15 protein-coding genes are annotated in these 25,743 nt (G+C 69.7%); 8 read left to right on the plus strand and 7 right to left on the minus strand.

Translation table 11 applies throughout. The annotated features are described in order from the left end of the window. Positions 1–18: 18 nt before the first annotated feature. The gene (gene eccCa, locus ACIHAO_RS26795; protein WP_396562250.1) at positions 19–3,987 is read right to left on the minus strand and encodes a type VII secretion protein EccCa; all 3,969 of its coding nucleotides are present in this window, start codon (positions 3,985–3,987) and stop codon (positions 19–21) included. A gap of 140 nt (positions 3,988–4,127) precedes the next feature. Here eccCa and ACIHAO_RS26800 point away from each other — a divergent pair, with 140 nt between their 5' ends. Beyond that, entirely contained in the window at positions 4,128–4,430 is a 303-nt protein-coding gene (locus ACIHAO_RS26800) for a hypothetical protein (RefSeq protein WP_396562252.1), read from the plus strand. A gap of 4 nt (positions 4,431–4,434) precedes the next feature. Beyond that, positions 4,435–4,737, plus strand: a complete 303-nt coding sequence (locus ACIHAO_RS26805; protein WP_396562254.1) for a hypothetical protein — start codon at positions 4,435–4,437, stop codon at positions 4,735–4,737. A gap of 205 nt (positions 4,738–4,942) precedes the next feature. On the opposite strand, the gene mycP is transcribed toward ACIHAO_RS26805, so the two are convergent. After that, positions 4,943–6,223 (minus strand): type VII secretion-associated serine protease mycosin, encoded by a 1,281-nt coding sequence (mycP, locus tag ACIHAO_RS26810; protein WP_396562256.1) that lies wholly within the window; start codon positions 6,221–6,223, stop codon positions 4,943–4,945. Positions 6,224–6,340: 117 nt separating this feature from the next. Here mycP and ACIHAO_RS26815 point away from each other — a divergent pair, with 117 nt between their 5' ends. The 4 genes from ACIHAO_RS26815 to ACIHAO_RS26830 are packed head-to-tail and all read left to right on the plus strand — an operon-like array spanning position 6,341 to position 19,016. Next, a complete protein-coding gene (locus ACIHAO_RS26815) occupies positions 6,341–6,712 on the plus strand; it encodes a YbaB/EbfC family nucleoid-associated protein (protein WP_396562258.1) in 372 nt (123 codons plus the stop codon). After that, on the plus strand, positions 6,709–7,053 hold the full coding sequence (locus tag ACIHAO_RS26820) for a hypothetical protein (protein ID WP_396562260.1): 345 nt from the start codon (positions 6,709–6,711) through the stop codon (positions 7,051–7,053). Before ACIHAO_RS26815 ends, ACIHAO_RS26820 begins: the two co-directional genes overlap by 4 nt. A gap of 15 nt (positions 7,054–7,068) precedes the next feature. Beyond that, complete coding sequence (locus tag ACIHAO_RS26825; RefSeq protein WP_396562262.1) at positions 7,069–16,941, plus strand: toxin glutamine deamidase domain-containing protein; 9,873 nt, start codon at positions 7,069–7,071, stop codon at positions 16,939–16,941. Further along, positions 16,941–19,016, plus strand: a complete 2,076-nt coding sequence (locus ACIHAO_RS26830; RefSeq protein WP_396562264.1) for a YrhB domain-containing protein — start codon at positions 16,941–16,943, stop codon at positions 19,014–19,016. Before ACIHAO_RS26825 ends, ACIHAO_RS26830 begins: the two co-directional genes overlap by 1 nt. 146 nt (positions 19,017–19,162) lie before the next feature. On the opposite strand, the gene ACIHAO_RS26835 is transcribed toward ACIHAO_RS26830, so the two are convergent. From ACIHAO_RS26835 to ACIHAO_RS26855, 5 genes are all read right to left on the minus strand, one after another. Next, a complete protein-coding gene (locus ACIHAO_RS26835; protein WP_396562266.1) occupies positions 19,163–20,125 on the minus strand; it encodes a DUF6177 family protein in 963 nt (320 codons plus the stop codon). Next, positions 20,110–20,466: a hypothetical protein gene (locus tag ACIHAO_RS26840; RefSeq protein ID WP_396562268.1), complete on the minus strand. Its 357-nt coding sequence runs from the start codon at positions 20,464–20,466 to the stop codon at positions 20,110–20,112. Before ACIHAO_RS26840 ends, ACIHAO_RS26835 begins: the two co-directional genes overlap by 16 nt. A gap of 63 nt (positions 20,467–20,529) precedes the next feature. After that, a complete protein-coding gene (locus ACIHAO_RS26845) occupies positions 20,530–21,192 on the minus strand; it encodes a winged helix-turn-helix domain-containing protein (RefSeq protein WP_396562270.1) in 663 nt (220 codons plus the stop codon). A 108-nt stretch (positions 21,193–21,300) separates the two neighbouring features. Then, positions 21,301–22,959: a right-handed parallel beta-helix repeat-containing protein gene (locus ACIHAO_RS26850; protein ID WP_396562272.1), complete on the minus strand. Its 1,659-nt coding sequence runs from the start codon at positions 22,957–22,959 to the stop codon at positions 21,301–21,303. After that, positions 22,959–23,612 (minus strand): LuxR C-terminal-related transcriptional regulator, encoded by a 654-nt coding sequence (locus ACIHAO_RS26855; protein ID WP_396562274.1) that lies wholly within the window; start codon positions 23,610–23,612, stop codon positions 22,959–22,961. The genes ACIHAO_RS26850 and ACIHAO_RS26855 overlap by 1 nt, the downstream gene beginning before the upstream one ends. A gap of 180 nt (positions 23,613–23,792) precedes the next feature. Between ACIHAO_RS26855 and ACIHAO_RS26860 the strand changes: the two genes are divergently transcribed. Next, positions 23,793–24,458 (plus strand): response regulator transcription factor, encoded by a 666-nt coding sequence (locus tag ACIHAO_RS26860; protein WP_396562276.1) that lies wholly within the window; start codon positions 23,793–23,795, stop codon positions 24,456–24,458. Further along, positions 24,455–25,708, plus strand: a complete 1,254-nt coding sequence (locus ACIHAO_RS26865; protein ID WP_396562278.1) for a sensor histidine kinase — start codon at positions 24,455–24,457, stop codon at positions 25,706–25,708. Before ACIHAO_RS26860 ends, ACIHAO_RS26865 begins: the two co-directional genes overlap by 4 nt. The last annotated feature ends 35 nt before the right edge of the window (positions 25,709–25,743 follow it).

Raw genomic sequence — 25,743 nt, forward strand, 5'->3', positions numbered from 1 at the left:
ACAGGAAGCGGCCACGGGTCATTCCTTCGGTGGCAACCAGGCGACCTGGGTCAGGCTCTTGGTCCCGCGCCGGTCGACGAGCCAGCCACGGCCGGGTGGGAGCACCTGAGGCCGCATTCCGCCGAGCAGCGGCCCCTCGTCCCGGTCACCCGACATCATCAGGCCGGACGCGCCGACGTCGCGCAGCCTGGCGAGGAACGGCTCGCCGAGGCCGAGACCCGCGCCACCGCTGCGGCGGGCCAGCACGACGTGCAGGCCGATGTCCGAAGCCTGTGCGATCAACGGGAAGAGCGCGAACAGCGGATGGTCCTTGTGCGTCGCCACCAGGTCGTAGTCGTCGACGAGCACGAAGATCTCCGGACCGGTCCACCAGCTGCGGTTCCGCAGCTGGTCGGTGGTGACGTCCGGGCCCGGCAGCCGGGCGGTGAGCCGCTCGGCCACCTGTGCCAGCAACTCGGAACTGTGGGAATCGTTGACACCCATGCCGATCAGGTACTCGCCGTCGACCTCACCGAGCAGTCCCCTGCGGTGGTCGACGAGGACGATCTGTGCCTCTTCCGGCGTGTACGCCTGGCAGATCCGCCTGGCGAGCACCCGGAGGAAGTTGGTCTTGCCGCTGCGGATGTCCGCCAGGACCAGGAAATGCGGGTCGTCGGCGAAGTCGAGGCGCAACGGGCTGAGGTCCCGCTCGTGGATGCCGACGGCGAAGCCGGCGTCCGATCCGGACAGTTCGTCGGTCGCGGGGAGTTCCAGGTAGGGCAGGACCGGCGGCAGCAGCCGGACCGAGGGAGCGGGCGCTCCCGGCCATGCCTTCTTGACCGCGTCCACCAGCGTCGCCACCCCGGCCGCCAGATCCTCGGTGCCGGACACGCCGTCCACCCTCGGCAGCGAGACGAGCATCTGGTGCCCGCTCATCGCGACGCCTCGTCCCGGCGAATCGGGCGGCACACTCATCGCGGCCCGCCGGTCGATCACCGAATCGATCGGGTCGCCGATCTTCAGCTCCAGCGTGCTGACGAAGAGATCCCGGACGTTCATCCGCAGATCGAAGGCACGGGTGGCACCGGCGATGACGTGGACACCGAAGGCGAGGCCACGCACGATGATGTCGTTGACCGTCTCCTCGAGGTCCATGAAGTCGTTGCGCAGCGTCAGCCAGCCGTCGATGACGAGGAACACGTCACCGTGGAGGTCTTCGGCGAAGCCACCCTCGGCCCGGAGCTTGCGATAGGTGGCCATCCCGTCGATCTGATGCTGGGCGAACAGCCGTTCCCGTTGCGCGAGCAGCGTCGCCACTTCGGCGATGGTGCGCCGGACCGCGCCCGTGTCGAGACGGCCGGAGACACCGCCGACATGCGGCAGGCCGGCGACGGAGCCGAGTGCGCCACCGCCGAAATCGAGGCAGTAGAAGGTCGTTTCCCGCGGCGTGTGCGTGAGCGCGACGCTGGTGATGATCGTGCGCAGCGTGGTGCTCTTGCCCGAACGCGGCCCCCCGAGCACCAGGACATGCCCGGCGCCACCGGACAGATCCAGCATCAGCGGGTCGCGTCGTTGCTCGTACGGCCGGTCGACGATGCCGAGCACCGGACGCAGCGCGCCCGCCGCCTCCGCCGAATTCGGGGTCACCCCGCGCTGCGGATGGATGACCAGCGAGGGCAGCAACTGGTCCAGGGTCGGCGAGTCGCCCAACGGCGGCAGCCACACCTGATGCGCGGCTCCCCGTCCTTCCAACCGGTCGACCAGGATGTCCAGCAGGGTCTCGCCGGCGCTCAGGTCCGGATCGTCGTTTCCGGTGGGCTCCTCCAGCGGATCGTCGAGTTCCGGGGCGAGGTACGCGGTGGTGTACTCGTGCAGCGCGAACGCCTCGGCGGACGCCGACGCCGAGCCCGCCCCCGTGGCGCGCTGGTACACGCCGGACACGTAGGCGGACCGGAAGCGGTCCATCGGTTCGGTGCCGACCTTGAGAAAGCCGTGCCCCGGCGCCCTCGGCAGTTTGAACGCGTCCGGCACCCCGAGCACCGCGCGACTGTCCATATCGGAGAAGGTGCGCAGCCCGATCCGATACGACAGGTGGGCTTCGAGACCGCGCAGCCTGCCTTCGTCCAACCGCTGGGAGGCGAGCAGCAGATGCACGCCGAGCGACCGGCCGACCCGTCCGATTTGGACGAACATGTCGATGAAGTCGGGCTTGGCGGAGAGCAGTTCGGAGAACTCGTCGCAGATCACCAGGAGCGTCGGCACCTCCGGGAGCGGCGCACCCGCGGCCCTCGCCTTCTCGTAGTCGCGCAAGGAGGAAAAGTTCCCGGCCGCGCGAAGCAGTTCCTGACGGCGGATCAACTCACCGTTGATCGCGTCGGCCATCCGGTCGACCAGGTGCAGCTCGTCGGCGAGGTTCGTGATCACGGCACTGGTGTGCGGGAGCTTGTCCAGCCTGCTGAAGGTGGCGCCACCCTTGAAGTCGACCAAGGCGAAGTTCAGCGAGTTCGGCGGATGGGTGACCGCCAGTGCCAGCACGAGTGTGCGCAGCAGCTCCGACTTGCCCGAGCCGGTCGCGCCGATCAGCAGGCCGTGCGGGCCCATCCCGTCCTGAGCGGATTCCTTCAGGTCGATCTCGATCGGGGTCCCGTCCTCCTTGATCCCCAGCTTGATCCGGAGTCGGTCGCGATTGGGGCGGGGAACCCAGGTGTCATCGGGATGGAAGTCGTAAGGGTCACCCAGTTCCAGCAGTTCGGCGAGACCGAGTTCACCGCTCATCGGCGCTTCCCCAGGCAGGCCCGAGGTCAGCCGCAACGGCGCCAGCTGCCTGGCGAGGCCTTCGGCGGCCACCGCGCCGAGCCGGTCGGCCCGGCCGAGTGAGACCGCGCCGTCGACGGTCTCACTGAGCAGATCGCCGTCCGCGGCGACGTCGAGCAGCACGGTGGTCCGGTCGAAAGCCCTTGGCGGCGCGGTGCTCAGGTCCACCACGGTCACCCCTTCGACACCGCCACCGGTCATCAAATGGTCCGAACCGGCGACCGCACCGCCGTCCAAGACCACCACCAGATGCGGGCCGGGCAGGCGCGTCGCCGCCTCCGGGTCGAACCTCGGCCGTTTGGTGAGCTCCTCTTCGAGCATCGACTCCAGCGCGGGAATCGTCGTCGCGACCAGGCGCAGCGGGCCGAGTGCGTCGGTGCGCTCCGGGTGCAGCACGTGCGGAAGCCACTTGACCCATTCCCAGTCGGCGCGGCGATCTTCGCCGACGCAGACCGCGACGCGCAGATCGTCCGGGGACTGCATGACGGCCAGCTGCGCCAGCAGCGCGCGCACCATGCCCAGTACGGCGTCGCGATCGCCGCGCGCGTGGATCCGGCTGAACCCGTTGACCGCGATGGCGATCGGCAGCCGGTCGATCGTGGCGTAGGTCGTGACGAACCGGCGCAACGCCAAGGCGGACAGCGGTTCGAGCTCTTCGAGCGGCTTCGTGTCCGGGGCGACCACGGTGAGCGCGGGACGCTGCCGCCCGCGGGCGATGCGGGCGACGGCGAAGTCGGGGTCTTCCTTGCGCCGTTCCCAGAGCCGGTAACTGACGGCAAGCGACCACAACGAGGCGGGATCCGGATGCAGGTACTCCATCGCCGCACGCTGTTTGCGGGCCGATCGGCGCAGCCGCAACCGATGCTGGGAAAGGTGGCGCAGGTACTTCCGCCTGGCGTGGCCCATCTCCCGTTTACTCGGGCCGCCTCCCTGCAGGAACCCCATGGCGACCATGCCGAGCATGCCGACGCCCATCAGGCCATAGACGACGAAGCGCATGGATCCGCCGATGGATCCGGAGTACATCAGCAGCATCGCCGCCATCATCGCCACCATCGGCAGCACCATGAAAATCTGCGCCCACTGCCTCGACGGCGGTGGCGGAATCTCCGGCGGCGGCTGCAGGAGCAGCTCTCCGGCGGGCATGTCCGGAGCGGGCCGGCGGGCCGGCCTCTTCACGACGACTGTCGACATACCCGAATCGTCCGCGCCCACACGGTCTCCGCGACGGCGATGGCAGGAAGATGCCGGGCGGTCGAGTGAGGGCGCCACACCGCCTACCTTCGCTGAAGAAGGACATTGATCGTCGATCCGGCGAAGGAAAGGAGAGCCCCTTGTCGCATCCAGATGTCGATCTCGATCTCGTGCGGGGTGAACGCCAGGTTTCGTTCATCACCGAGTCGGTCGGCCTGATCAACGACGGCCAGCAGCGGCTGAACGGCACCACCCAGGAGATGATCGCGCATAACAGCGGCCGGATGAACATCGCGGCCAACGACACCTTTGACCAGCTCGGGACACAGGTCACCAAGGTGGGCACCCAATACAGCGATACCGCCGACGGGATCCACTACGGTCTGCGGACTCACGAGTCCGCAGACGGGGACGCCGCGGGCGGATTCCCCTACGGAAGGTAGAAGGATGGCGTATAATCCGGACAGGGTCACCGTCCATGTGGGCCAGACTCTCGATACGGCTCAGACCACCAAGAAGACCGGCGCCGAAGCGCGCGACAACACCGATCTCCTGCACCAGCGCGCTCAGAACTTCAGTTATGAAGGCGCCCAGGGCGAATACGGCCAGGCCGTCTTGGAGAAGGACCGCTTGAACAAGGCTCTCGCCAATGAGCAGTGGGACGGTCACGACCGGACGAGCTACGCCCTGACCAACGGGACCCACTCGATGGTCAACGCGCGTGACATGTCGATCAATCACCTGCTCTGACTCCGTTCCAAGTACGTGAAGGCCCCCTTCATTGCGCTAGACGCGGTGAAGGGGGCCTTTACGTACTTGGGGCTTGGGGCGGCCCGTGACACGACACTGGCTTTCGTCTCGGCGCGCGCCGGCGCTCACCCTGAGTCTCGGTGCGCCCAATGCGGCATTGGGGACGTTCAATGCCTCCGATGCCACATTGGGCGCACCGAGACGGTCACCGTTCGCGGATCAGGAAAACCTGCTCGGGAGGTTCCACCACGCGCGGCCCGGCGGCTACCGAAGCCACCTTTCCCGGCCGCCAACGGCGCCTGTTCCCCCGCGGGACGAGGGCCGCGACCAGCCCGGCCAGTACCAGCGCGCCGATCGCGGCGACGGTCAGCCACTTCGCCGTGGTCCCGGTTTCCTCGATCCGCGCGGCCTTCTCGAGTCCCGCGAGATCCGGAGGCGGCGGCAGGTAGACGGGCATCGCCGCGGGTTTCTCCGGATCGAGACCGTCGGTCACCGCGCGGTACGGGTCGACCAGTCCGGCGCCATATGCGTCGCTGCCGAGTCCGCCTCGCGCCGGATCCGCCGTGGCCTTCAGCCGCTGGATCACCTGCGGGGCGGGCAATCCCGGCCACGCGGAGCGCACCAGAGCCGCGGTCGCGGCGACGAAGGGCGCGGCGAAACTGGTTCCGTCGACCTGTGCGTGCCCGTCCGCTCTGGTCGTGGTCAGCACCTCCGCGCCAGGCGCGACGATACCGACGTACGGGCCGATCTGAGAGGTGCCCGTCCGTGCACCCGCCCGGTCCACCGCGCCGACGCCGAGCACGCCGGGATACGCCGCCGGATAGGACGGCATTCCGGCAGGCGCGTTCTGCTGCGCGTTGCCTGCCGCGGCCACCACGACCACGTCCCTGGCCACCGCGTGCGCCACCGCCGCCCGGATGGCGGGGAAGTCGTTGAACGCCGCCAGCGACAGGTTGAGCACCCGGGCACCTTGATCGGCCGCGTACCGGATGCCCGCGGCCACCGCGTCCGGGTTGATCCGCAGCGAATCCCCCCGGTCGCTGATGTCCCGGTCGGTGATCCGTACCGGCAGGATCTCCGCGTCGGGCGCCAGGCCGTGGAAGCCGACGCCGGGCAACGGATCGGCGGCGATGATGCCCGCGACCCCGGTCCCGTGCGACACACAGTCGAACGAGCCGGGCAACCCCCCGGGCAGGTAGAAGTCACGACCGGTACGCACTTTGCCCGGCCTGCGCAACTGGGGATGGTCGGCGTCGACGCCCGAATCGACCACCGCGACCAGCACTCCCGCGCCCCGGGTTCGCGGCCAGACCCGTTGCGGGTCCAGGGTTTGCTGAGGCCAGGGAAGGGCTTGGACCCGTTCGTGAGCCGGTTCGGGATCGTGACACACCCCTGCCGGTGGAGCCGCGGACGCCGGAACGGCCCCGCCGACCAGATGTACCGCGGCCAGCGCGCCGGCCGCCGCGAGTGCCGGAAGTCGTCTCATTTCGGCAATCGTCGGGCAGGACGGGCCCGGTCTCGCCGGCGTGGCCGCAACCTGTCACGCCGTCTCGCGGTTCCCCTCGTTCCGGCGACACTCGTACCGACCGAACGAGGAGGCACGGTGGAAACCTTCGCCGACAGGAAAGCCGGATACCTGAGGACGGAACAGGGTCTGCGCGAGCAGCAACGGCGGATGGCCGAGATCCGGGCCACCGCCGAATCCGACGACGGGCTGATCGGCGCGACCGTCGGCGGCTATGGCGAATTGGTGGAACTGCGCCTCGACCCGAGGGTCTTCCGCACTCCCGATTCGACGGGTCTCGCGCGAGAGATCACGAAGACCGTCCACCGCGCGGCCGACCTCGCTCACGAGGAAGGTTTCGCCCTCGTCTCGGAACTGTTCCCGGCCGGTGCCACCGCCGCGGAAGCCGATCTCCGCCTCGGTCCCGCACTGCACGAACTGGACCGGCGGATCGCGGGAGGCGAGCGATGAGCACGGACGACGGCGTCCGCATGGACGGTGACGGTCTCGTCGACATGTACACCGATGGCACCGCCCAGCAGATGAACGCGATGTCCGCGGAAGGTGATCGTCTCCAGGAGGCCTGGAACACCATCAGGGCCACGCTGCCCGCGCCGGGGACATTCGGCCATGGCCTGATCGGCGACGCGTTCAACCGGCGGACGTCCGAAGTGGACACTTCGATCCGTACCGCCGCGGACTCCGTCCCCGTCTTCTACCGTGATCTCTCGGTCGCCGGTCAGAACCTGGTGAAGGCGTACGTGGCACGCGACGCCGAGGCCGCCAACTTCATCCTCGTCCAGCTCTCCTGACGGGTTCCGGCGAGTATGGCTGACGGCGACATCCCGGAACCGAACTGCGACCTGTGGCACGCGGTCCGCGCACTCCTGCCCGCCAACGAGGGCTGGCCCCCGGACAGCGAGGCGCTCGCGAAGGAGCAGGCCGCGCACTGGCGCAAGGCCAAGGACACTTTCGAGGCCTCCCTGAACGTCGTGGACGGTGTCGCCGGGAAGATCCACCAGCCTGGCGGGGGCGGCACCTGGCCGGACGCGGCAGGCGGCTACATGCGGAACTTCATCACGAGGACGAATGGCGACCAGGGATTCCGCCAGATCGTCGAATCGATGAAGGGCATGGCCGGCGAATACGAGTATTACGCCGCCGTCCTCGAGAGCGCCAAAACCACCATCAAGGACTACGTCGAGGATCTGAGCTGGCAATACACCGCGCTCGGCTTCGACATCCCGTCGCACGCGAGGCGGAAGAAGGCGGACTTCGCCCGGAACGTCGCCAAGAACGTCCAGCAGACCGTCAAGGACCACGCCGGATACGTCACGGATCCGTCCACCCGTCCGCAGCCCGAGGCGGTGAGCAACAACCCGCTCAGTGGGCTCTGGAAGTCCGCGATCGACCAGGGCAAGGCGTTTTTGGGCCTGTTCGGGCTCGGCAAGGACGGCGACTGGTCCGTGTTCAACGCCCAGGTCGCCTGGGGCCATCTGGAGAAGCTCCTCGGTGCTTTGGCGCTGTACTCCATCCCAGGCAACGACGTCGACCGGCGGATCGACGACATGCTGTTCGACGGCATGCTCGGGGAAACCCTGACCGAGGCGGGAAAGGCCTTCATCGACTACGACAACTGGACCGAGGAAGGCGGCTCGGCCCGTTGGCACGCCCTGGGCTACTCCGCCGGTATGGTCATCGGCCTGCTCGGTCCCACCCGCGGCGCGGGTGCCGTCCTCAAGCTGGGAGGGAAGGTCTTCAACGCGCCGAAGGTCATCAAATTCGGTGACAGCGTCGGAAAGTTCACCTTGACGCATGGGGCGCTCAAGGTCATCGACAAGCTCGGCGACACCGCCAAACCCAAGCCCGGTGTGCTGCCTCCGTCGGTCACCGCCGACGTCGCGCGTGCGATCCACGACCGTCCCGCCGAGGTTCCCACCGCCGGCTCGCGCGGCCCCGGAACTCCCGAACCGCACGGACCCGGCCCCACCAAACCACCGGCACCACAGACGCCGCATCCCGAAGCCCTGCCCGAGCCGAAACCGCCGCACGACGGGCCTCACCCGCCGCGAGAACAGCTTTCGCCGTCGTCCGGTGGTCACGGCGAACGGGTTCTCGACCAAACCCCACGAGCACCGCACGCCGAGCCGACGCCGGTGACCAAAGGCGACGGTCCCGGAAATCTCAGGCGAGATCCGGTCCCTTCCTCCGCCGAACCGCCCGCGGCCCGCCACGAGCCCTCCCCTGGTTCTCCCGAGCCGCGGCAACCGCAACCACACCAGGACACCCCCGGAGGCACGCCACCGTCGGCGGCCGCGGACCACACGCCTGCCACCAAGGCCGAAGGTCAGCACGGCCACAGCGGTCAGCCGTCGGGACACGGCGCCGAGGCCGCGCAGACCCGGGGTGCCGACGCACCGGCGAGCACACCGGGCCGGGAAGCATCCGCGGCACCGATGCACACGTCAGCGGGCGACGCGGCGAAACGAGCCGACACCCCAGCGGCGGAGCGCGGGACGCCGCCCAAGCCGTCCGCCGAAGAACTCAGGCGGCTGTACGAAAACCGCGAGCTGGCCCGGATGGAGCGGAAGTTCTACGAGGAAGCCCAGCGGGCCGCCGGTGGTGTCGTCTATCCGGACCACGTCGTCAAGGCGTGGTCACAGCACGCGGCGTTCGCCGAATCCGTCCGGGGCGGACACGGGAAACCCGGCGACGCGGGCGCCCGGCCTGACGCAGGTTTCCGTTCGAAGGAAATACTCCAAAACCGCGGCGCACACCCCGAAAGCGGCCCCCCGACCGGCGGCGACAAAAGCCTGGACGGAAACTCGGGCCGGAACAAGGAAGCGGGCGGACAAGACACCCCGAAACCCGACCGGAGCGGACACGGGTCACCCCGTGACTCGGCCACCCGGCCAGGCCACGGCCTCCGCTCGACCGAAATCTCCCACAACCGCGGGGCGCACCCCGAAAGCGAAACCGGCAGGCCGAACGGCAACGACAAGCATCCGGACCGGAACACGGAAGCAGGCAGGCACGACACTCCGGGACCGGACCGCCCCGAACCCACGCCGAAGCCGGCTCGGCGGATGTCACTCGACGAGTTCGCCAAGGAACGGTTTCCGGACGAGTACCGCAAAGCACACGAGGACGGCGGTGGCGGACCTCGGGACGACGGTTCGCCGGGCACGGGAGCCGGAAGTCCCGACCGCCCTTCGCCAGGACCTCACCCGTCCGGCTCCGGGGGTGCCGCGCAGATCGAAGCCGCACGAGGTGGCGTTCTGCTCGAAACACGTCCGCACGTCGCCGAGCCGGTCGTCGAAAAGGTCCCGCACCCGGACAGCGCTCCGGCCGCCGCCAAGGCCCGGGTCGAAGCACCGGTCCGCGAAGCCACCCGGCCCGAGCCGCGGACCGCCGAACCCATCCCGAACAAACCGATCGTCCTGCACCCGGACGGCACTCCGGAGCCATTGCGCCCGATGACGGTGACCCCGGTACCCCGGGAGGAGATACTGCCCGGGCACAGCACCGGACCGGGAAAACCGGTGGAGCCCTCACGGATGAACCCCGGCTGGGCCGAGCCGCCGCGGGTCGGCCGGGCGGAACCACCCCGCGTCGGCTGGGACGAACCGCCCCGCGTCGGCGACCCCGCATCGCCGCGTGTCGGCTGGGAAGAACCGCCGAAGATCGGCCGGCCTGCCGACCCGGCCCCGGGATCCCCCGCCCCGACACCTCCGAAGCCCGGCCCGGCGCTTCCCACCCCTCTGCGGACTCCCGGCATCGAGTCGTCACCCGAAATCCCACCTGGCCGCGAAATGGCCCCGGTCGCTCCCGCTCTCCCCGAGATTCCGGGGCTGCCGAAGGAACCGGAGATCCGGGAACTGCCAACGGATCCCGAAGTCCGGGTGGCCATCGAAGGAACCGAAATCCGCGAGCTGCCGAAGGATCCCGAGATCCGGGCGCTGCCTCGCGATCCGGAGATCACGGAGCTGCCCAAGGAGCCGGAGATTCCGGCGGATCCACTCCAGGCCGCGAGGGACAAGCCCGCCCCCGCGTTCCGGCCGTGGGAGCACTGGTCCGATCCGGGGCGACAGGTTCCGTGGCCGCAGCCGGAGGGCGTCCAGGAGTACATCGACGGCGCCATCGAACGAAGCGCCCAGCGAGCGGAGGCCACCGCCGCGCTGGAGGAGTGGAACGCCGCCGCCGAATCCGCCGCGCGGGAGCACCCGCGGGAAGCGCACCTCGACAATGTGGCGTTCGGGATCGGGACCGACAAGGAGCTGACCCCCGAGGACCGGGCGAAGGTCGCGGCGATGGACGACTACGCCCCCGAACTACCCGAACTTCGTGGCAAGCTGGATCAGCTTCAGGAAAGCAACCCGGAGCAGTACCGCGACCTGGTCACCTTGCTGTCCGATCCCGAATACTCGCTCGACAAGAAACTGTGGCTCGCGACGACGTTCCTCATGCCCGGTGGCGTCGCCTCGCCGTCGAACCTTCCGGCTCGGGCCGAAGCCGCGGCGCCCGAGGTCCGGAATCGGCTGGAGCGGGCCGTGGCGCAAGGCAGGATCTCGCCCGCCGAATTCCAGCGACGGATGGCGGCATGGGCGGACTTCGTCGTACGGGCCGGCGGCCTCCGCGAAATGATCGACGAGGCGAACCGGACCGACGACGTGCGACCGGTGCTCGAAGAACTGCGCGCGTTCAGCGAATCCCTGCGCGAATACGCCAGGGCGCACGCCGATTCGCCCGTCCCGGCGTGGCGTGAGGTCATCCGGTTCGATTTGCTGGATCCCCATCGCCTGCGAACCCTCCAGCCCTCGGTCACCGAGGAGGGCCACTTCGATGTCGTGACCCAGGCGATCGTGGCGCACTGGTTCGAATCGATCTTCGGCACGCCGGGACTGGACTACGCCACCAGGGCCGCCGCTCTCGCGGTGCCGTTGGACAGAGCGGCGCTGAACCAGCGCTACCCGGGTGTGGACATCGACGGGATCTTCGGGGATCTGCTCAGGATCGACAGCAGGCGCGACGGCGTGTTCATGCCGGATTCCGGCACCGGGTTGATCCGCCCCTTGCTCGGGATGGCCGAATTCCTCACCACGATGATGCACGAGTTCGCGGTGCACGGACTGCAGGATCCGGCTGCCCTCGTCGCCGGGGAAGGCGCCGCGCGGCTGTGGGCCGAAGCCCTTTTCCGGGTGGCTCATGAATTCCAGGGCCGCAGCGGGGAAATCCTCGTGGCCGAGGCGATGCGCGCCGAGGCGGAGAAGTCGATCGTGCCTCCAGACCTGCGCCGTGACGTGTCGGAGCTGCCGCGGTTGTCGCCCATGGCACGAGATCTGGACCAGCTGAGCCGCGTGATCCAGGTCGAGTTCGGCAATCTCGCCCCGGAGTACACAGCGGCGCTGTTCCAGCAACTGATGGCGATCGGGGTGAGCCACGAACGTGACCTGGCCCGGATCCGCGAGGCCGTGGCGGGCGGCCCGAAGATCGGCAACCCCGTCGCCGAAGCCTTCGAGGCCGATCCGCACGGATTCACGACAAGGTACCCCCGGCCCGAACCACCGGACCCGCCCGAACCACCCCCGCCGCCGTCCCCGGATCCGTCCGGGCCGGTGACGCTCGGCGGGTCACGGCGTCCGGACCCGGATCTTCCGGCCCGGCTGCCTGAATCGGGCGCCAAGGCCGCCACGCCGACGTCCTCACCCTTGCCGCCGCCGGGAATTCCCTTCACCGTGTGGCGAGAGCTGAACGCCGCCGAACGCTCGGCGCTCGCGAGTATCCATTCCCGCGGCCTGAACGCCGCCGGCACCTTGGCGGCGACCGTCGCCCAGGTGCGGGACAAGACGAAACCGCCGCCAGTGCGGAAACTCCCCAAGGTGCTCGGCAAGATGACCGGGCAGCAGCGAACGGACCTCGAAGCACGGCTGACCGGTTTCGCGATCGAGGGCACGGTCCCGGCGTTCCCTCCGCGCTACCTCGACCGGACCGGGGACCTCAGCGGCCCGGCCACTTTGACCCGCACCGATCACGAAAGTCTGGCGCACGTCGCCGCGCTCGACCGGGCGATCAGCCGTTCCTGGGCGAACCCTTGGCGGCAACGACGGTTGCGGGACGAGCTCAGCGGACTCCTGGACGAGCTCGGCCTGAATCCGAACCATCCCGATTTCGCCCACCGGGCGGCCGCACTGGAGAACCATCGGGTCGCACCGGTGGTGTGGCGGCATCTCGGTCCGCTCGACGATCCGTTCGGGATCGCGACCACCGCCGACCACCTCTTCACCCAGTTCAGCGGCACGGTCGCCCCCGGCCTGGCCTCGAGCGGGGTGCTCGCCGCCATGGGCAGCGTGCCCGCCGCCGTCGCCGCCGGCCTGACCACCTTCCTCGCCGCCGTGGCCGCCGGGCTTCTCGCCCGCGGTCACGAGAAGAGGGACGACGCCGCCCTAGCCGCGCTGAGGAAACATCTGGACGCGCAACGACAGTTCGAGGGGGTTTTCCGGCCCACCGACCGGCAACGCCAGCTGCTGTCACGCATGGGGCTCGAAGGACACGGTCCGGATCTGGCGGCGGTCAAATCGCCGGAGGGATCCAGCTCGTCCGGCACCCAGAAACTGCGGAACTTCTACTTGCGGTACGGCGTCCCACCCGTCACGGCGGCCAGCGTGAGCATGCTCCCCGTACTGGAGCTGGCGACGTCGACCCGGCTGGGGCTCGCCATCGGCGGCGGGGTGACGGCTGTCGTGGCACCGCTCCTGCACTGGAAACGGGCGCGCACCAAGGTGAACACCGAACTGCGGGCGGGCGAACGCAACGCCAGGGGGCTTCTGCCAGAGGCATACCACGCCGAAGACAAAGCGGACCGCGACCTGGTACGCGTGGTGAGCGGCCGGCCGGTCCCCGACGCGCCGGACCCCGTCCCCGGGCCGGCGCCCGCGGACCCGAACCTGCCGATGCGCGCCACCTTGCCCGAAGGCCTCGACGGGCCGGTCCAGACCGTGAAGCAGGCGGTGCCGCCGTCGGAATCGAAGCCGCTCGACCCGGACGCGGCGTTCAAGGTCACCTTCTACGAAGCCATGCTCGACTACGGCATCGGCAAGGCGTTGTTCGCGCTCCCGGCGGTCCCGTTGATCAACCGGGTGGACAAGATCGAGATGATCAACAAGGTCGCCAGGACGGCGGTCGACAAACGGGCCAAGTTCGAAGCGGAGCAAGCCAAACAACAGTCGTTGCTCGCCGGACAGCTGGCCGCGCTGGAAGCCGCCCGTACCGCGGCGGACGACGCCGTGGCACAGCGACCGGGCCTGCTCCGCCGGCTGTTCGGCGGGACCGAACCGGCGGCTCCGGTTCCGGCGCGACCGGTGGAGACCGCGCCTCCGCCCTCACCGATTCCCGCCGACAGGCCGGGCTCGGTGACGAAGTCCGACTACAAGCACATCTGGCGCGGCCTCTATGTCCTCGGCGGCCTGGGGTCCGCCGCCACCGCGCTGGCACTCGGCCTCGACCTCTCTTACGCGGTGGCCGCGCTGACCGCGCTGGCCACCGGCGGCTGGGTGGGCCGGGACAAGTGGCGGCATCGGCAGGTCGAACTGGCCGCGAGGAACAAGAAGGCCGACTCCGACGCGCTGAAAGGGTTCGCCGAGTTCGAACGCGACGCCACCGCGCTCGCCGGCTTCCTCACCGAACGGCTGACCGATCCCCTCGTGTCCATCGCGGACGACGCGGCGCGAGCAGGCCGTACCGACGTACTCGCCCTGCTGTCGGACGTCTGGGGGATGCTGGCGCGACAAGTCGAGACCGGTTCCCGGGCGACCCCGTTCGACGAACTCGGGCCGCTGCGGATCGAAGGTGACCGCTGGCACGACCAGGCGGTGCGGAACCAGGCGAAGGCCGCGCTCGACGAGATCCGCCGGTCGGTCCGAACCGAACGGATCGAGCTGGGCGTCCGCTCGGGCGACTGGTCGACGCTGGCCAAGCGGCTGGGCCTGCTGGCAAGCGTCCTCGACCTCGCCGGCCGTGCCTCGACACATCTCGACGCCATCGGCGAGTACGGCGCCGGGCCGGCACAGACGACGATCGCCGCGCTGAACGACGCCGTGCACGAATACCAGCTGAACGGGCCGAGGTATCTCGAACCGCCCGCGGCCGTCCAGGCCACCCGCGCCGCCTTGTCCAAAGTGGACAACGCCGCCGCGCGTTACCTGGACCGGAGTGCCCCGACCTGGCGCCGTCCCCACACCTCGGACGTGCGGGCGGCACTCGGCGCCGTGGACGAGGCCGTCCGCCGGTATCGGGAGCCGTCCGCGCCCGGCGCACGCGCGACGGGTGACGAATCCGCTGTGCACAAGGCCATCGACCGTTATGAGTCTCTTCGGGATCCGAAGCGGCACGAACCGTCCGCCCCTGCGATGCGGGCCGCGGTCACCGACCTGCGGAACGCGATCGCGCGTCACCAGGAGGCGACCGCGGCGGGCTGGCGCCGGCCGGAATCGGCCACCGACGAGGTCAGAGACGCGCTCACCGGGCTGAAGCACGCGATCACCCGCTATCACCAGCTCAACGCCACCCGACGGACGGGCGCCCAGGCCGGGAACATCACCTCGGCACTCAACGAAATCGAGCGGGTCATCGACCGCTACCGGCGCGAAAGCGCACCGAAATGGCGTGAGCCCGCCGGTCAGGACGCGAAACTGGGGCAGGTGCTCGGCGAACTGCACTGGGCTCTCCACCATTACTGGCAGGTCAGCGCTCCTCGCGGCCGCGGATCCACCGGTTACGACAAGGCGCTGAAAGCGGCGGAAAAGGATCTGAAGAAGGCGGCTTTCGCCGTCAAGAAGCTGGAAGTACCCGGTATGAAGGGGAAGCCTGTCGAGGCGACCCCTCCGGGTCATGCGCTGAGCACAGGGCAAGACGTCCATTACGCGCCGTCGGGGATGTCGGTCGGCTCCGCCGCGGAGACGCAGAGGGCACACCTCCGGACGATGATGGCGAACCGGCCGGATCCCGACCGGCCGTATGTGGTGACCGTGCACGACGACGGCGCGCTCCCCAGCCCGGAGGAACTCGCGGCGGCGACACTGCGCAGCGAGTACTACACGCCGGGCCGGCCGGTGCGGCTGCATTCCTGTAATTCGGCGACGTGGGCGCGGCGGTTCGCCGTCGCGCTGGGTGCCCCGGTGGTGGCCTCGGTTTCCGACCTGCACGTGCTGGGCCGCCGTACCGAACTGCCGGACGGCACCGTGCTGCGGTTCGGACAGGAGATCGTCGAGGGCTACGGCGTCGGCGACGGCTGGGCGGAATTCCCGCCGAGCGGGAAACGTCCGGTCATGCTCCACTCGGCCGGGGGCTCCCGCCCGATCACGCTCGACGAACTGCACAACGCGAACCCCGTGGCACTGGGGCATCCCGACGACTTCGCGAAACTGTTCAGGAGCACCTCGCTCAACGAACTGAGCGCCCTGCACGCCGGAACCGCGCGGCTGCGCCCAGCCGACGTCAAGGCGTACCTGGAGAAGTTCCATCCGCAGCTCGGCAAGGTCAATCCCGGTTTCCACGGCGAAGACGCCGCGGCGGCCGGCTACACGACGAACTGCACCCGGGCGGTGGTCTATCACGAGCGCCGCCGGCTCGGTGAAGACGTCACCGCACCACCGCTCCGGCCGGAGGACGCCGAACTGGGCAGCCTCGGGTACGTTTCCGACCGGCTCGGCGGCGAGTGGGACCACGGTCACGGCACCGCTTACGACAGCGTCATCTCCGCGATGCTCGACCGGCCGGTCGGCGCGCTGGCCGTGATCGCCGTGGATTCGCGGACCCCCACGGGAGCGGAGAACAAACACGTCGCGCTGGTGAGCCGGGACAAGCACGGCATCGTGTTCCTCGACCCGCTGGACGGCGGACTGATGGAACTGCCGCCGAGGCCCACCAGGATCGCTTTGCTGCCCTACACCGATCCTGACACACCGCCCGGGAATCTCCACCTGCCGGAACCCGCGAGAAGCCGTGAACTGGGCGAGAAGATCGTCACGACCTCTCCGCGCGGCGACGCCGTCTACCGTTCGCTGCCGGAATTCTCCTCCGACTTCGGCTACAACGGGCATCCCGCCTACGACCGATACCCGCCTTCGCCGGAATCCGGCCAGCAGGACGGTTCGGCGATGTTCCGCGATACGCCGCTCCACTCGCTGCCCGCGATGGACGCGGACACCGTGGACGGCCGCTGGAAGGAGGCCGTCGCCTTCATCCTGGAACACTTCCCCCAGCTGCCGGAAACCAATCCCGGCTATTACGCGGACTGGGCGGATCGGCTCGGCTTCCACACGAACTGCACTCGGTCCGTGGTCTATTACGTGCGAAGGCTGCTCGGTGAGGACCTGACCGCACCGCCGGTTCCGATGGAGCTCAAGGACGAGATCGCCAGGTTGAGTTACGTGTCGGACAACCTCGGCGGGCAATGGACGGAAGTGGACGACGCCAGTTACGACGGTGTCATCTCGGCCATGCTGGCTCGCCCCGTCGGCTCGCTGGCGGCGGTGAACTTCTTTTACCAGAAGGACAGGAAGACCGGATCGCATGTGGCGCTGGTCGCCCACCATCCGAGCGGAGTCGTGTTCCTCGACCCGCTCACGGGCTGGCTGACGCTGCTGGAGGAATTCCCCTTGCAGATTCTGCTGCTCCATTTCCCCCGAGAACGAGGTGCGTAGTGCAGGCGCAGGAAGCGGCCGCGAAGGTCGAAGAATGGCTGCGGTCCGGTACGTCCGCCGATCTGACAAGCGGCGAGTACGCGGTCCGGGTCGATCACGCGAACGTCCTGCGTGTTCCCGAAGGCTGGTTCGTGCCATACGACACGGTCCGCGCGCTGGACGGCGACAGGCTGGCTTCGCTGGTGCCGAAACCGGCTCTGATCGTGCGTGAGGACGGGGAGTTGCGCCGTCCGGACATCGGCCGGGACGGGACCGGGCCGAGCAGCCCGGTGCCGATGGCGGGCGAAGACGATTGGCGCGAGATCCTGGAACCCGAGTTCCGGCGAAGCGGCGTGGCGTATCTCGGCGTCGAGTCCAATGCCGTGATGGCGTGGCACAAATACGCTCCGGACGGCTCCGCGACCGGCGAGATCCGGGTCAACCCGGACTACCGGCCCGGTCCGGAACGGCTGGGGTACTCGCCCATGGACACCCCGACGGACCGTCTCCTCGGTCTCCTGGCGGCTGACCGGTACGACCGCCCGCGCTACCTCGCCGGGCTGCTGGGTTCGGAAGTCCTTCTCCCCCTGGACTTCCGAACCGAAACGCCGCTTCGGCAAGACCAGCCGGACACGCTGCGGGTGTTCGGCTCGCGGCGCCGGTTGCCGCCCCGTACGGAGAAATGGCTGCGCACGGACGTCCTTTCGTTCGTCCGCGAGTTCCCCGGAGTCGGTTTGTCGATCAATCCCGGTTCGTTCCCATCGGACACGGTCGGCGCTCGGGAACTGGCGGACACGGTGGCACGCTGGCCGGAACTTCTCCCTTTCACCCGGGAAGTGGAAGTCTCACCGGAGTACTCGGAGTCCGTACTGGTCGCGGCCGAGCGGATCAGGGCGGAATCGGGGGCCGCCGAACCGGCGGCCGGGCTGGCGGAAGTGGCGGCCAAGGCCAGGTCCGCCGGGTACGAACTGTCGGAGGGGGAATGCGAACGGTTCGTCCGCGGCCGGGCCTGGGAACAACGCAATGGCGTGTCACCGGCCGGGGTCGACTCCCCGCTGGACGACCTCTCCGGACAGCACTGGCCGGACGACCTCCACGCCAACGGGCTCGCCGCCGGCTACGATGCGGCGGGCCGGATCCGCCCGCACGTGGCGACCGGCGGCAAGTTCTTCCGCCAGGAAGCCGTCGACGGCGAGTCCGCCTGGCATCGTGTCGCCGGCGCGTTCGCCGGGTTCGCCCTCGGCGAGTCGCTCGGCTCGGCGGTGGACACCGGGGCGCTCAGGATCGGCCCGCTCACGCGACGGTTGCTGTTCTGCACGGAAGGCCTGCTGCGAGCGCTGCCCGGTCCGTATCGTGGCGCGGTGCCGAGCGGGCTGATGACCGTCGGCGTACGGGCGAGGCGACGCCTGGAGGACGCTCAGGACCGCGGCTGGCTCTGCCGCGTCCGGGAACTGCGGACGATCCCGCCGGACCTGCCGGGTCCCGGCGACGACGCCGGATTCCTCGTGCCGGGCATCGTGGCCGCGCTGTGCGGCGGCACGGCCGCGCGCGTCGGCCGCCTGCTGGTCTCCGGCGACGGAGCCGACGAAGTGACCGCCGAGGCCGCCGCGGCGGTGGCGACGCTGTTCGCCGGACTGTTCCAGCCCGAACCGGCGCCCCCACACGTCCTCGCGAGGCGACTGATCGACTCCGGCGCGACGACGGGGCCGGTGGCCGAAGCGCTGGCCACCGCGCTGCACGCACGGGACGACGTCCGCGCCGATGATCACAAGCCGTTCGCCGGCGTTTCCGCCGTGGACGCGCTGGGGAGCTCGATGACCGCGGTGTTCCGGCACTTCTTCGATCCACAATGGACGATGATGGCCGCGCTCGACCGCTCCGGCGGCAGCGCGATCACCGCCGCGATCGCGGGCGCCGTCGCCGGGTCGCGGGCGGGCATCCCAGGACTGCCGGAAAAGTGGCTCGACCGGCTCGAGGCACGCGACCTGGTCGAGACCGTGGCAGGCGACGCGTTCTGGCACTTCTCCGCGCAACCGCCGTCGGCGGACGAACGCTACGCCGCGGAGTGGGCGATGCGTTACCCACGAGAGCTGTGACCGGCCCTCTCGGGCGTGTTCGCCGTCTGATCAAGCGTGTCCCGCCCCCGATCACGCGAGTTCGCCTTCTTCGGCCATGGGGGTGGGTTCCAGCCATCAAGCGGACATTCAGGCTCCCGCAGCCGGTCCGGAACCCATCATCGCGATCAGGAAGCGTCCGGCACACCGAAGTGACGGAGCAGGTCGGCGAGCTGTTCGTACGGCGGCCGCCGACCGCCGTCCATCGTGCACCAGGCGGCGGACCCGAGGAGCGTGACTCGCGCGGCCGGGGCCCGCTCGGCGTGGGCCACGCCGCGAGCCGCGACTATCTCTTGTCCGACAAGGAGTCCGTAGGGCAGGGCGGGCCGGGTCGGGCGACTCGAGCGAGAACCGCCCCGCCTGCCGGGATGCACCGCGGCCAGCATCAGCCGCGCGCTGCCGGAGACCTGCTCGGCCAGCGCCGTGAGATCCTCCGGCCGCAGCTTCCCGGACTCAGGCCCGCTGAGCCTGGTTTCCTCGATCGTCCCTTCGTCCGTGGGCGACACGCGCAACTGCCCGGTCACTTCAGCGCCGACCACGACCAGCTGGGTGCGTCCGGGCGCGCGGTTCCGGCAGTACGCGGTGATCTCGTCGGCCGACCACGGCAAGTTGGCGGGTTCGGCGTCCCCCCAGCCGTCCGGCGCGCCACCGGTGAACGCCCGCAGCACGGCTTCGGCGGTGGAGCCGAGCCGAAGCGGCTCGGAGGCCGGGTGCACGGTGGTGATCCGCACCTCGACGTCACCGGAGTCGATCTCCGGCTTTACCGGGGTGGCGGCCCGCCCGCGCGGATCGCGGACGAAGCGCGTTCCGGTCCAGGTCATCGGAACGCCGCGAATCCCGTCGCGGTAGCGGTCGGCATCCTCCTGCACGATCCACTCGGCCGCGACGTCCCGCAGCAGCAGCTCCATCGGGTAGGTGAGCCTGCTTTCCTCGGGCGTGAGCAGCTGGAGAACCCGCTTGCTCCGCAAGGCGGAGCGCGCCGCGTCGATCATCCACGAGGAAGCGGGCACGACACCGCGGGACTGTTCGACGACCAGTGCCTCCGAGGTCGCCCAGTCCGCGGCGGGATGCCCGGTCACCTGCTCGACCACGACAACCCTCCGGTCCCGCCCACCAGCGCCTCGGTGAAGGCCCTGGCGACGGCTTCCGCCTCCGGGTCCGCTTCGGGAGCACGGCTCTCCACCCACCACAGGGGATGCGGCACCTCGATCCCGACGTCGATGCCGAGCAACCGCCGAGCCTCCCCCGGGACGCGTACGAGCCGGGCGTCATCGATGCTCAGCAGCAGCCTGCCGTCGGGGTGACAGAGCTGGACCACCGGTCCACCCTCCACTGTGGACACGGTCAGTCCGCCGCTCAGCGGCAGGACCGACTCGACGGCGGTCACCGGATCCGGCCGGTCCGCGCACAGGCCGATGATGTCGAAGGTCACCCGCCGATCAGACACCGGACGAGGGCGCCGTGCGCGCCGCTGGCCGGAACCTGCCGGATCCGGTCAGTGCGGCGCCATCCGGTACCCCGACCCCCGGACGGTATGGATCAACGGCGGATCCTTGAGCTTCCGCCGCAACCGGGCGATCACGACGTCCAGCACGTTCGACGCCGGGTCCGCCATCTCGTCCCACGCGTACCGGATGAGTTCCCGTCGCGAGACCGCCCGCCCGCCCGCGGCCATCAGCCGCTCCATGACGAGATACTCCTTGCGGGTCACGGTGAGCAGCACGCCCGCACGGGAGATCTGGTGCCTGCCGGTGTCGAGTTCGACGTCGGCGCACCGCAGGATCACCGCCTGCCCGGACATGTCGCGGCGGCACAGGCTGCGCACCCGCGCGATCAGTTCCGGCATGGCGAACGGCTTCACGAGGTAGTCGCCCCCGCCGACCCGCAGGCCGTCGATGCGGTCGGCCACACTGTCGCGCGCGGTGAGGAACAACACGGGCAACTGCCACCCGGCACCTCGCCTGCCGCGCACGTAGGCCAGCGCGTCACCCGATGGCAGCATCCGGTCGAACACCGCGCAGTCGTAGGCGTTCACCGTCAGCGCCTCGTCCGCGCCGGGCAGGTCGCCGGCGGTGTCCACCGCGAACCCGTCGCCGCGCAGGGCGAATTCCAGCGCCACCCGCAAGTTCTCGTCATCCTCGGTCACCAGCACCCGCACACCGGCACCTTACTGGCTGTCGGTGAACCCGTGTCCGCGATCGACGCTCGGCAGGGCCGTCAACCTCTCTAGGTGAACCCGTGTCCGCGATCGATGCTCGGCAGGGCGTCAGCGTGTGGTCGCGACCTCCACGTCGGCCACGTGCAACGCGCGCAGTTCCTCGACGGTCGGCATCCGGCCCAGCAGCCGTAACCGCTGCGCCTGCGCCTTGCGCGCTCCTTCGAACAGCCTGCGCGCGTCCCGCGCGTTGCCGAAGTTGACGTCGCCGGAAACCAGCCGGAAATACTCGGTCAGCACCGGGGCGGCGCCGGGATCGAGTGCGTAGTCACCCGCCGACACCATGCGCCCGAAGATGGAGAGCAGTTCGCCGGGGCTGTAGTTCTCGAACTCGATGGTCTTGCCGAAGCGGGACGCGAGACCGGGGTTGGCGGCGAGGAAGTCGACCATCTCGCCGGTGTACCCGGCCACGATCACCGCCACCTCGTCGCGATGTTCCTCCATCAGCGGGACCAGGGTGTCGATCGCCTCCTGGCCGAAGTCGCCACCTGAACCGGCGAGCCGCGACAGCGTGTACGCCTCGTCGATGAACAGGACGCCGCCCTTGGCCTTTTCGAAGACGGTGGCGGTCTTCTCCGCGGTGTGCCCGATGTACTGCCCGACCAGATCCCGGCGCGAGACCTCACAGAACTGACCCCGCGGCAGGATTCCCAGTGCCTTCAGCAGTTTGCCGTAGATCCGGGCGACCGTGGTCTTCCCGGTGCCCGGCGCACCGGCGAAGATGAGGTGATGCGCGGCCGCGCCGATCGGCAGCCCCGCCCGGCGGCGCCATTCGTTGACCTGCAGTTCGTCGACGAGTGCGCGCACCTCCTCCTTCACCCCCGGCAGGCCGATCATGGCGTCGAGTTCGCCGAGCATGTCGTCGAGCTCGAAGTCGCCGGAAGTACCGCGCCCAGCCGGATCCACCGCCGCCGTGACGATCGCGGTCGCGCTCTCCGCGATCGCGATCCCCGGTTCGGCGGTGTTTTCGACCCGGCAGGCGGTGACGGAACCCCCGCAGCCAGGGCCGAACGCGATCCCGGGCCCGCCCACCTCGTTGACCGTGCACCGCTTCAGCACGGGAGCACTGTGGTGCGCCACGGCGATGCCTTCGTGACCGGCGTTCGAGATCGCGCAGCCCTCGATGACGGGCCGGGCGTACTGGTAGACGTAGAACCCGCGCAACCCGCAGCCGGTCACGGTGCAGTTGCGGATGACCGGATCGGCGCCGGACCCGATGGTGATCCCGTCACCGGTCACGTCCTCGACGGTCGTGTCCTCGATCCTGCCCGGCGCGCCGTCGACGGTGATCCCTTGCTCCGCCGACGAAATCACGCAGCCGGTCACGGTGAAGGCCACCGTCCCGCGGAGCAGGACCGCGGGACCGCGCCCGCCGGAGACGGTGCAGCGGTCCATGACCAGCTCGGTGTCATCGGCCACGACGGCGGACGACGTGTCGGCCAGCAGTTCGATCCCCCGCAGCACAAGCGCTCCGCCGGTCGCGCGGAAGACCGGACGGTCGGCGCCGCGGCCGTCGATGACCACGCTGGCCCCCTTCGCAGCGGCAAGGGTCACCCGGCGGCCGGTCACTTCGACGGTCTCCGCGTATTCACCGCCGTCGATGGTGATGACAGCGCCGTCGGACGCCTCGAGCAGCGCGTCGCCGATGGTCGGGAAAGCACCGGGCCGCCGCGCGACGAGCATGGCGCGGCCGGGGGTCGAAGTGGTCATCAACCCGCCTTCGCCATCAGCCAGCCGCGGTCGACCGCCTTGGCCCCCGCCTGGAAGCGGCTGCGGGCGCCGAGCCGGTTCATGATGTCGGCGACCATCCGCCGCACCGTGCGCACCGAGACGCCGAGCCGCGCGGCGGCGGATTCGTCGGTCGTGCCGGAGAACAGCAGTGTCAGCAGCTCCTGCTCGCGGCCGGTCAGGATCGAAGCGTTTTCGGACTCCGGGAGGTCCAGCGGGACGAGCGGCGCGGCGGCCTGCCAGATCCGCTCGAACAGGCCCACCGTCGCGGTGACCACGCCGGGCAGCCGGAACACCGCGGAACCGGCCTGCCTCCCCTCCGCGGGAAGGACTACCGAAGTCCGGTCGATCACCAGCGCGTCCATCGGGACCTCGGCGTCGGTCCGCACCTCGGCCCCGGCCCGCGACAGCCGGTTGAGCGCGCCGGACATCCGCGCGGAGTCGGGGAAAAGCACCTTGTGGCGTACACCGGGGCGCACGTTCGCGAGCGCGATCCGCTGGAACGCGGTATCCGTTCCCGTGCTCATCACGAGCACCTCGCCGGTCGCTTCCGCGAGCAGCTCGCCGAGCCCCGCCCGGTCGCCGCCCTGGCCCGTTCCCGTGACCAGGCTGAGCTGGCCGGTCTGCACGGTCATCGCAGGTACCTCCCTCTTCCCCCGGCGCGGTGCCGCCGACGACGTCCTGTTCATGCCAGTTCCCCGCCGTCCGGGCGGCCGTGGGCGCCCGACGCGTTAGCGTTCAGGGGCATCACGGCCGGCACGGTGGGCCGGGGCAACTGCACGCGTCTACTTTCGCTGTCCGAACATGAGGTTTTGATGACACGGGTGATGGTCGTCGAAGACGACGAAAATCTGCGGCTCGCGCTGGTGACGCAGCTACGCTCGGCCGGTTTCGCCGTCGACGAAGCCGGCGACATCGCGACCACGGACCGGCTGCTGCGCGGAACGCATCACGACTGCGTGGTGTTCGACCGGATGCTGCCGGACGGTGACGCCATCGAATACGTCCACATGCGACGACAGCTGGGCTGGCGGGCGCCGGTGCTGTTCCTGACCGCCCGCGACGCGCTCGCCGACCGGGTGGCAGGCTTCGAGCACGGCGGCGACGACTACCTCGTGAAGCCGTTCGTGATGGCCGAGCTGACCGAGCGGGTGACCAATCTGTGTCACCGCTCCGCGTTCGACCGGCCCTCGATGCTGCAGCACGAAGACCTGGTGATGGATTGCGCACGGCGTGAGGTGCGCCGGGCCGGCGTGCTGCTCACGTTGACCAACAAGGAGTACGCGGTGCTCGAATACCTGCTGACCAGGGCAGGCCTGCCGGTGCAGCGGGCGGATCTGATCGAACACTGCTGGGACGCGCAGGCCGATCCGATGTCCAATGTGGTCGATGTGGTGGTGAAGCGGTTGCGCCGCAAGCTGAAGGAGCCCGAACTGATCCACGCCGTCCGCGGCCTCGGCTACCGGCTGGGCGCCCGGTGAACACCCACTCCTCGGCCGATCAGCTGCGAAGGCTGCGCTGGACACTGACGGCGTTGTTCACCGCGATGAACACGCTCGGGCTGGTGCTCTTCGCGTGGCTGCTCATCAACGAGGACGGTGACCAGGGCGAGGAACGGATCGACGCCGCGCTGACGCAGGTCACGTCGTCGGTGAGCAGGCTGGTCGAATTCGACGGCACCGTCGGCTTCGGCCTGGTCAACACCGACGTGCTGAACGACCGCTGCCCGCAGTTCGCGATCCTGCCCGGCAGTGCGCCCGCGTTCGAGCCGCATCTTTCGCGGGCGACCTGCGTGCCGATGAGCATGCAACTGCTGACCGGGCTCGCCACCGAAGCGGTGAAGACCGGCAAGCTGGTGCAGGGCCACCAAAAGGCGACCAACGGCGACGTGGTCAAGGTCCGCGCCGAACCGCTGCGCGACGGTGACGGCAAGACCTTCGCGGCCGTCGTCGCGGTGCAGTCCACCGAGACCGAAGACGCCGCGCACACCCAGTTCACGCTGCTGGTGATCGGCGGCACCGTGCTGCTGGTCGCGATACTGGGGTTCGCGGGCCATCTGCTGTCCGGCCGGTCGATCCGGCCCGCGGCCGCGGCCTTGCAGCAGCAAGAGGTCCTGCTCGCCGAAACCGCGCACGACCTCCGCACCCCGGTCGCCGCCCTGCGCGCGCTCGCCGAAACCGCGATGGCCAATCCGGCGCAGTCTGCGGAACTCCTGCCGCGAACCGTCCGCCTCGCCGCGAGAATGGGCGGCATCATCGACGACCTGCTCGTCCGCGCCCGGCTCGCCGCGGGGGTGGAACAGCTGAGCATCCAGCCGATCTGGCTCGACCAGCTGGTGGTGGGCATCGTCGAAGACACCGCGACCGACGGAGCCGAAGTCACCGTCACCGCCGCGCCCACGAAGGTCGACGCCGATCCCGCGCTGCTGCAACGGGCCATCGGCAACCTTCTCGACAACGCCGTGCGCTACGGCCGCCAACCGGGAGCGAAGGCTTTCGTGCATCTGACCGTCGCCGGCGGCACCGTGACCGTCGCGGACCACGGCCCGGGTATCGACGCCGCGCTGGCGGGCGAGGCGTTCGACCGGTTCGCCAGCACCGGCGGATCTTCCGGGCTCGGGCTCTCGATCGTGCGCTGGGTCGCGCAGGCGCACGGCGGCACGCTCGCGGTGTACAACGCCGACGAGGGCGGCGCGATCTTCGAACTGCGGTTCCCGGTCAGCGGCTCCTGACCGCACCGCGGTGCGCGAGTTCCGTCTCCAGGCAC

Origin of the sequence: Amycolatopsis sp. NPDC052450 (assembly GCF_044547565.1) — a bacterium.
Lineage (GTDB): Bacteria > Actinomycetota > Actinomycetes > Mycobacteriales > Pseudonocardiaceae > Amycolatopsis.

What these genes read in the sequence shown, in the direction of transcription:
- eccCa (WP_396562250.1), bottom strand. Translation starts at nt 3,987, where the DNA reads ATGTCGACAGTCGTCGTGAAGAGGCCGGCCCGCCGGCCCGCTCCGGAC.
- ACIHAO_RS26805 (WP_396562254.1), top strand. Translation starts at nt 4,435, where the DNA reads ATGGCGTATAATCCGGACAGGGTCACCGTCCATGTGGGCCAGACTCTC.
- mycP (WP_396562256.1), bottom strand. Translation starts at nt 6,223, where the DNA reads ATGAGACGACTTCCGGCACTCGCGGCGGCCGGCGCGCTGGCCGCGGTA.
- ACIHAO_RS26820 (WP_396562260.1), top strand. Translation starts at nt 6,709, where the DNA reads ATGAGCACGGACGACGGCGTCCGCATGGACGGTGACGGTCTCGTCGAC.
- ACIHAO_RS26825 (WP_396562262.1), top strand. Translation starts at nt 7,069, where the DNA reads ATGGCTGACGGCGACATCCCGGAACCGAACTGCGACCTGTGGCACGCG.
- ACIHAO_RS26850 (WP_396562272.1), bottom strand. Translation starts at nt 22,959, where the DNA reads ATGACCACTTCGACCCCCGGCCGCGCCATGCTCGTCGCGCGGCGGCCC.
- ACIHAO_RS26855 (WP_396562274.1), bottom strand. Translation starts at nt 23,612, where the DNA reads ATGACCGTGCAGACCGGCCAGCTCAGCCTGGTCACGGGAACGGGCCAG.
- ACIHAO_RS26860 (WP_396562276.1), top strand. Translation starts at nt 23,793, where the DNA reads ATGACACGGGTGATGGTCGTCGAAGACGACGAAAATCTGCGGCTCGCG.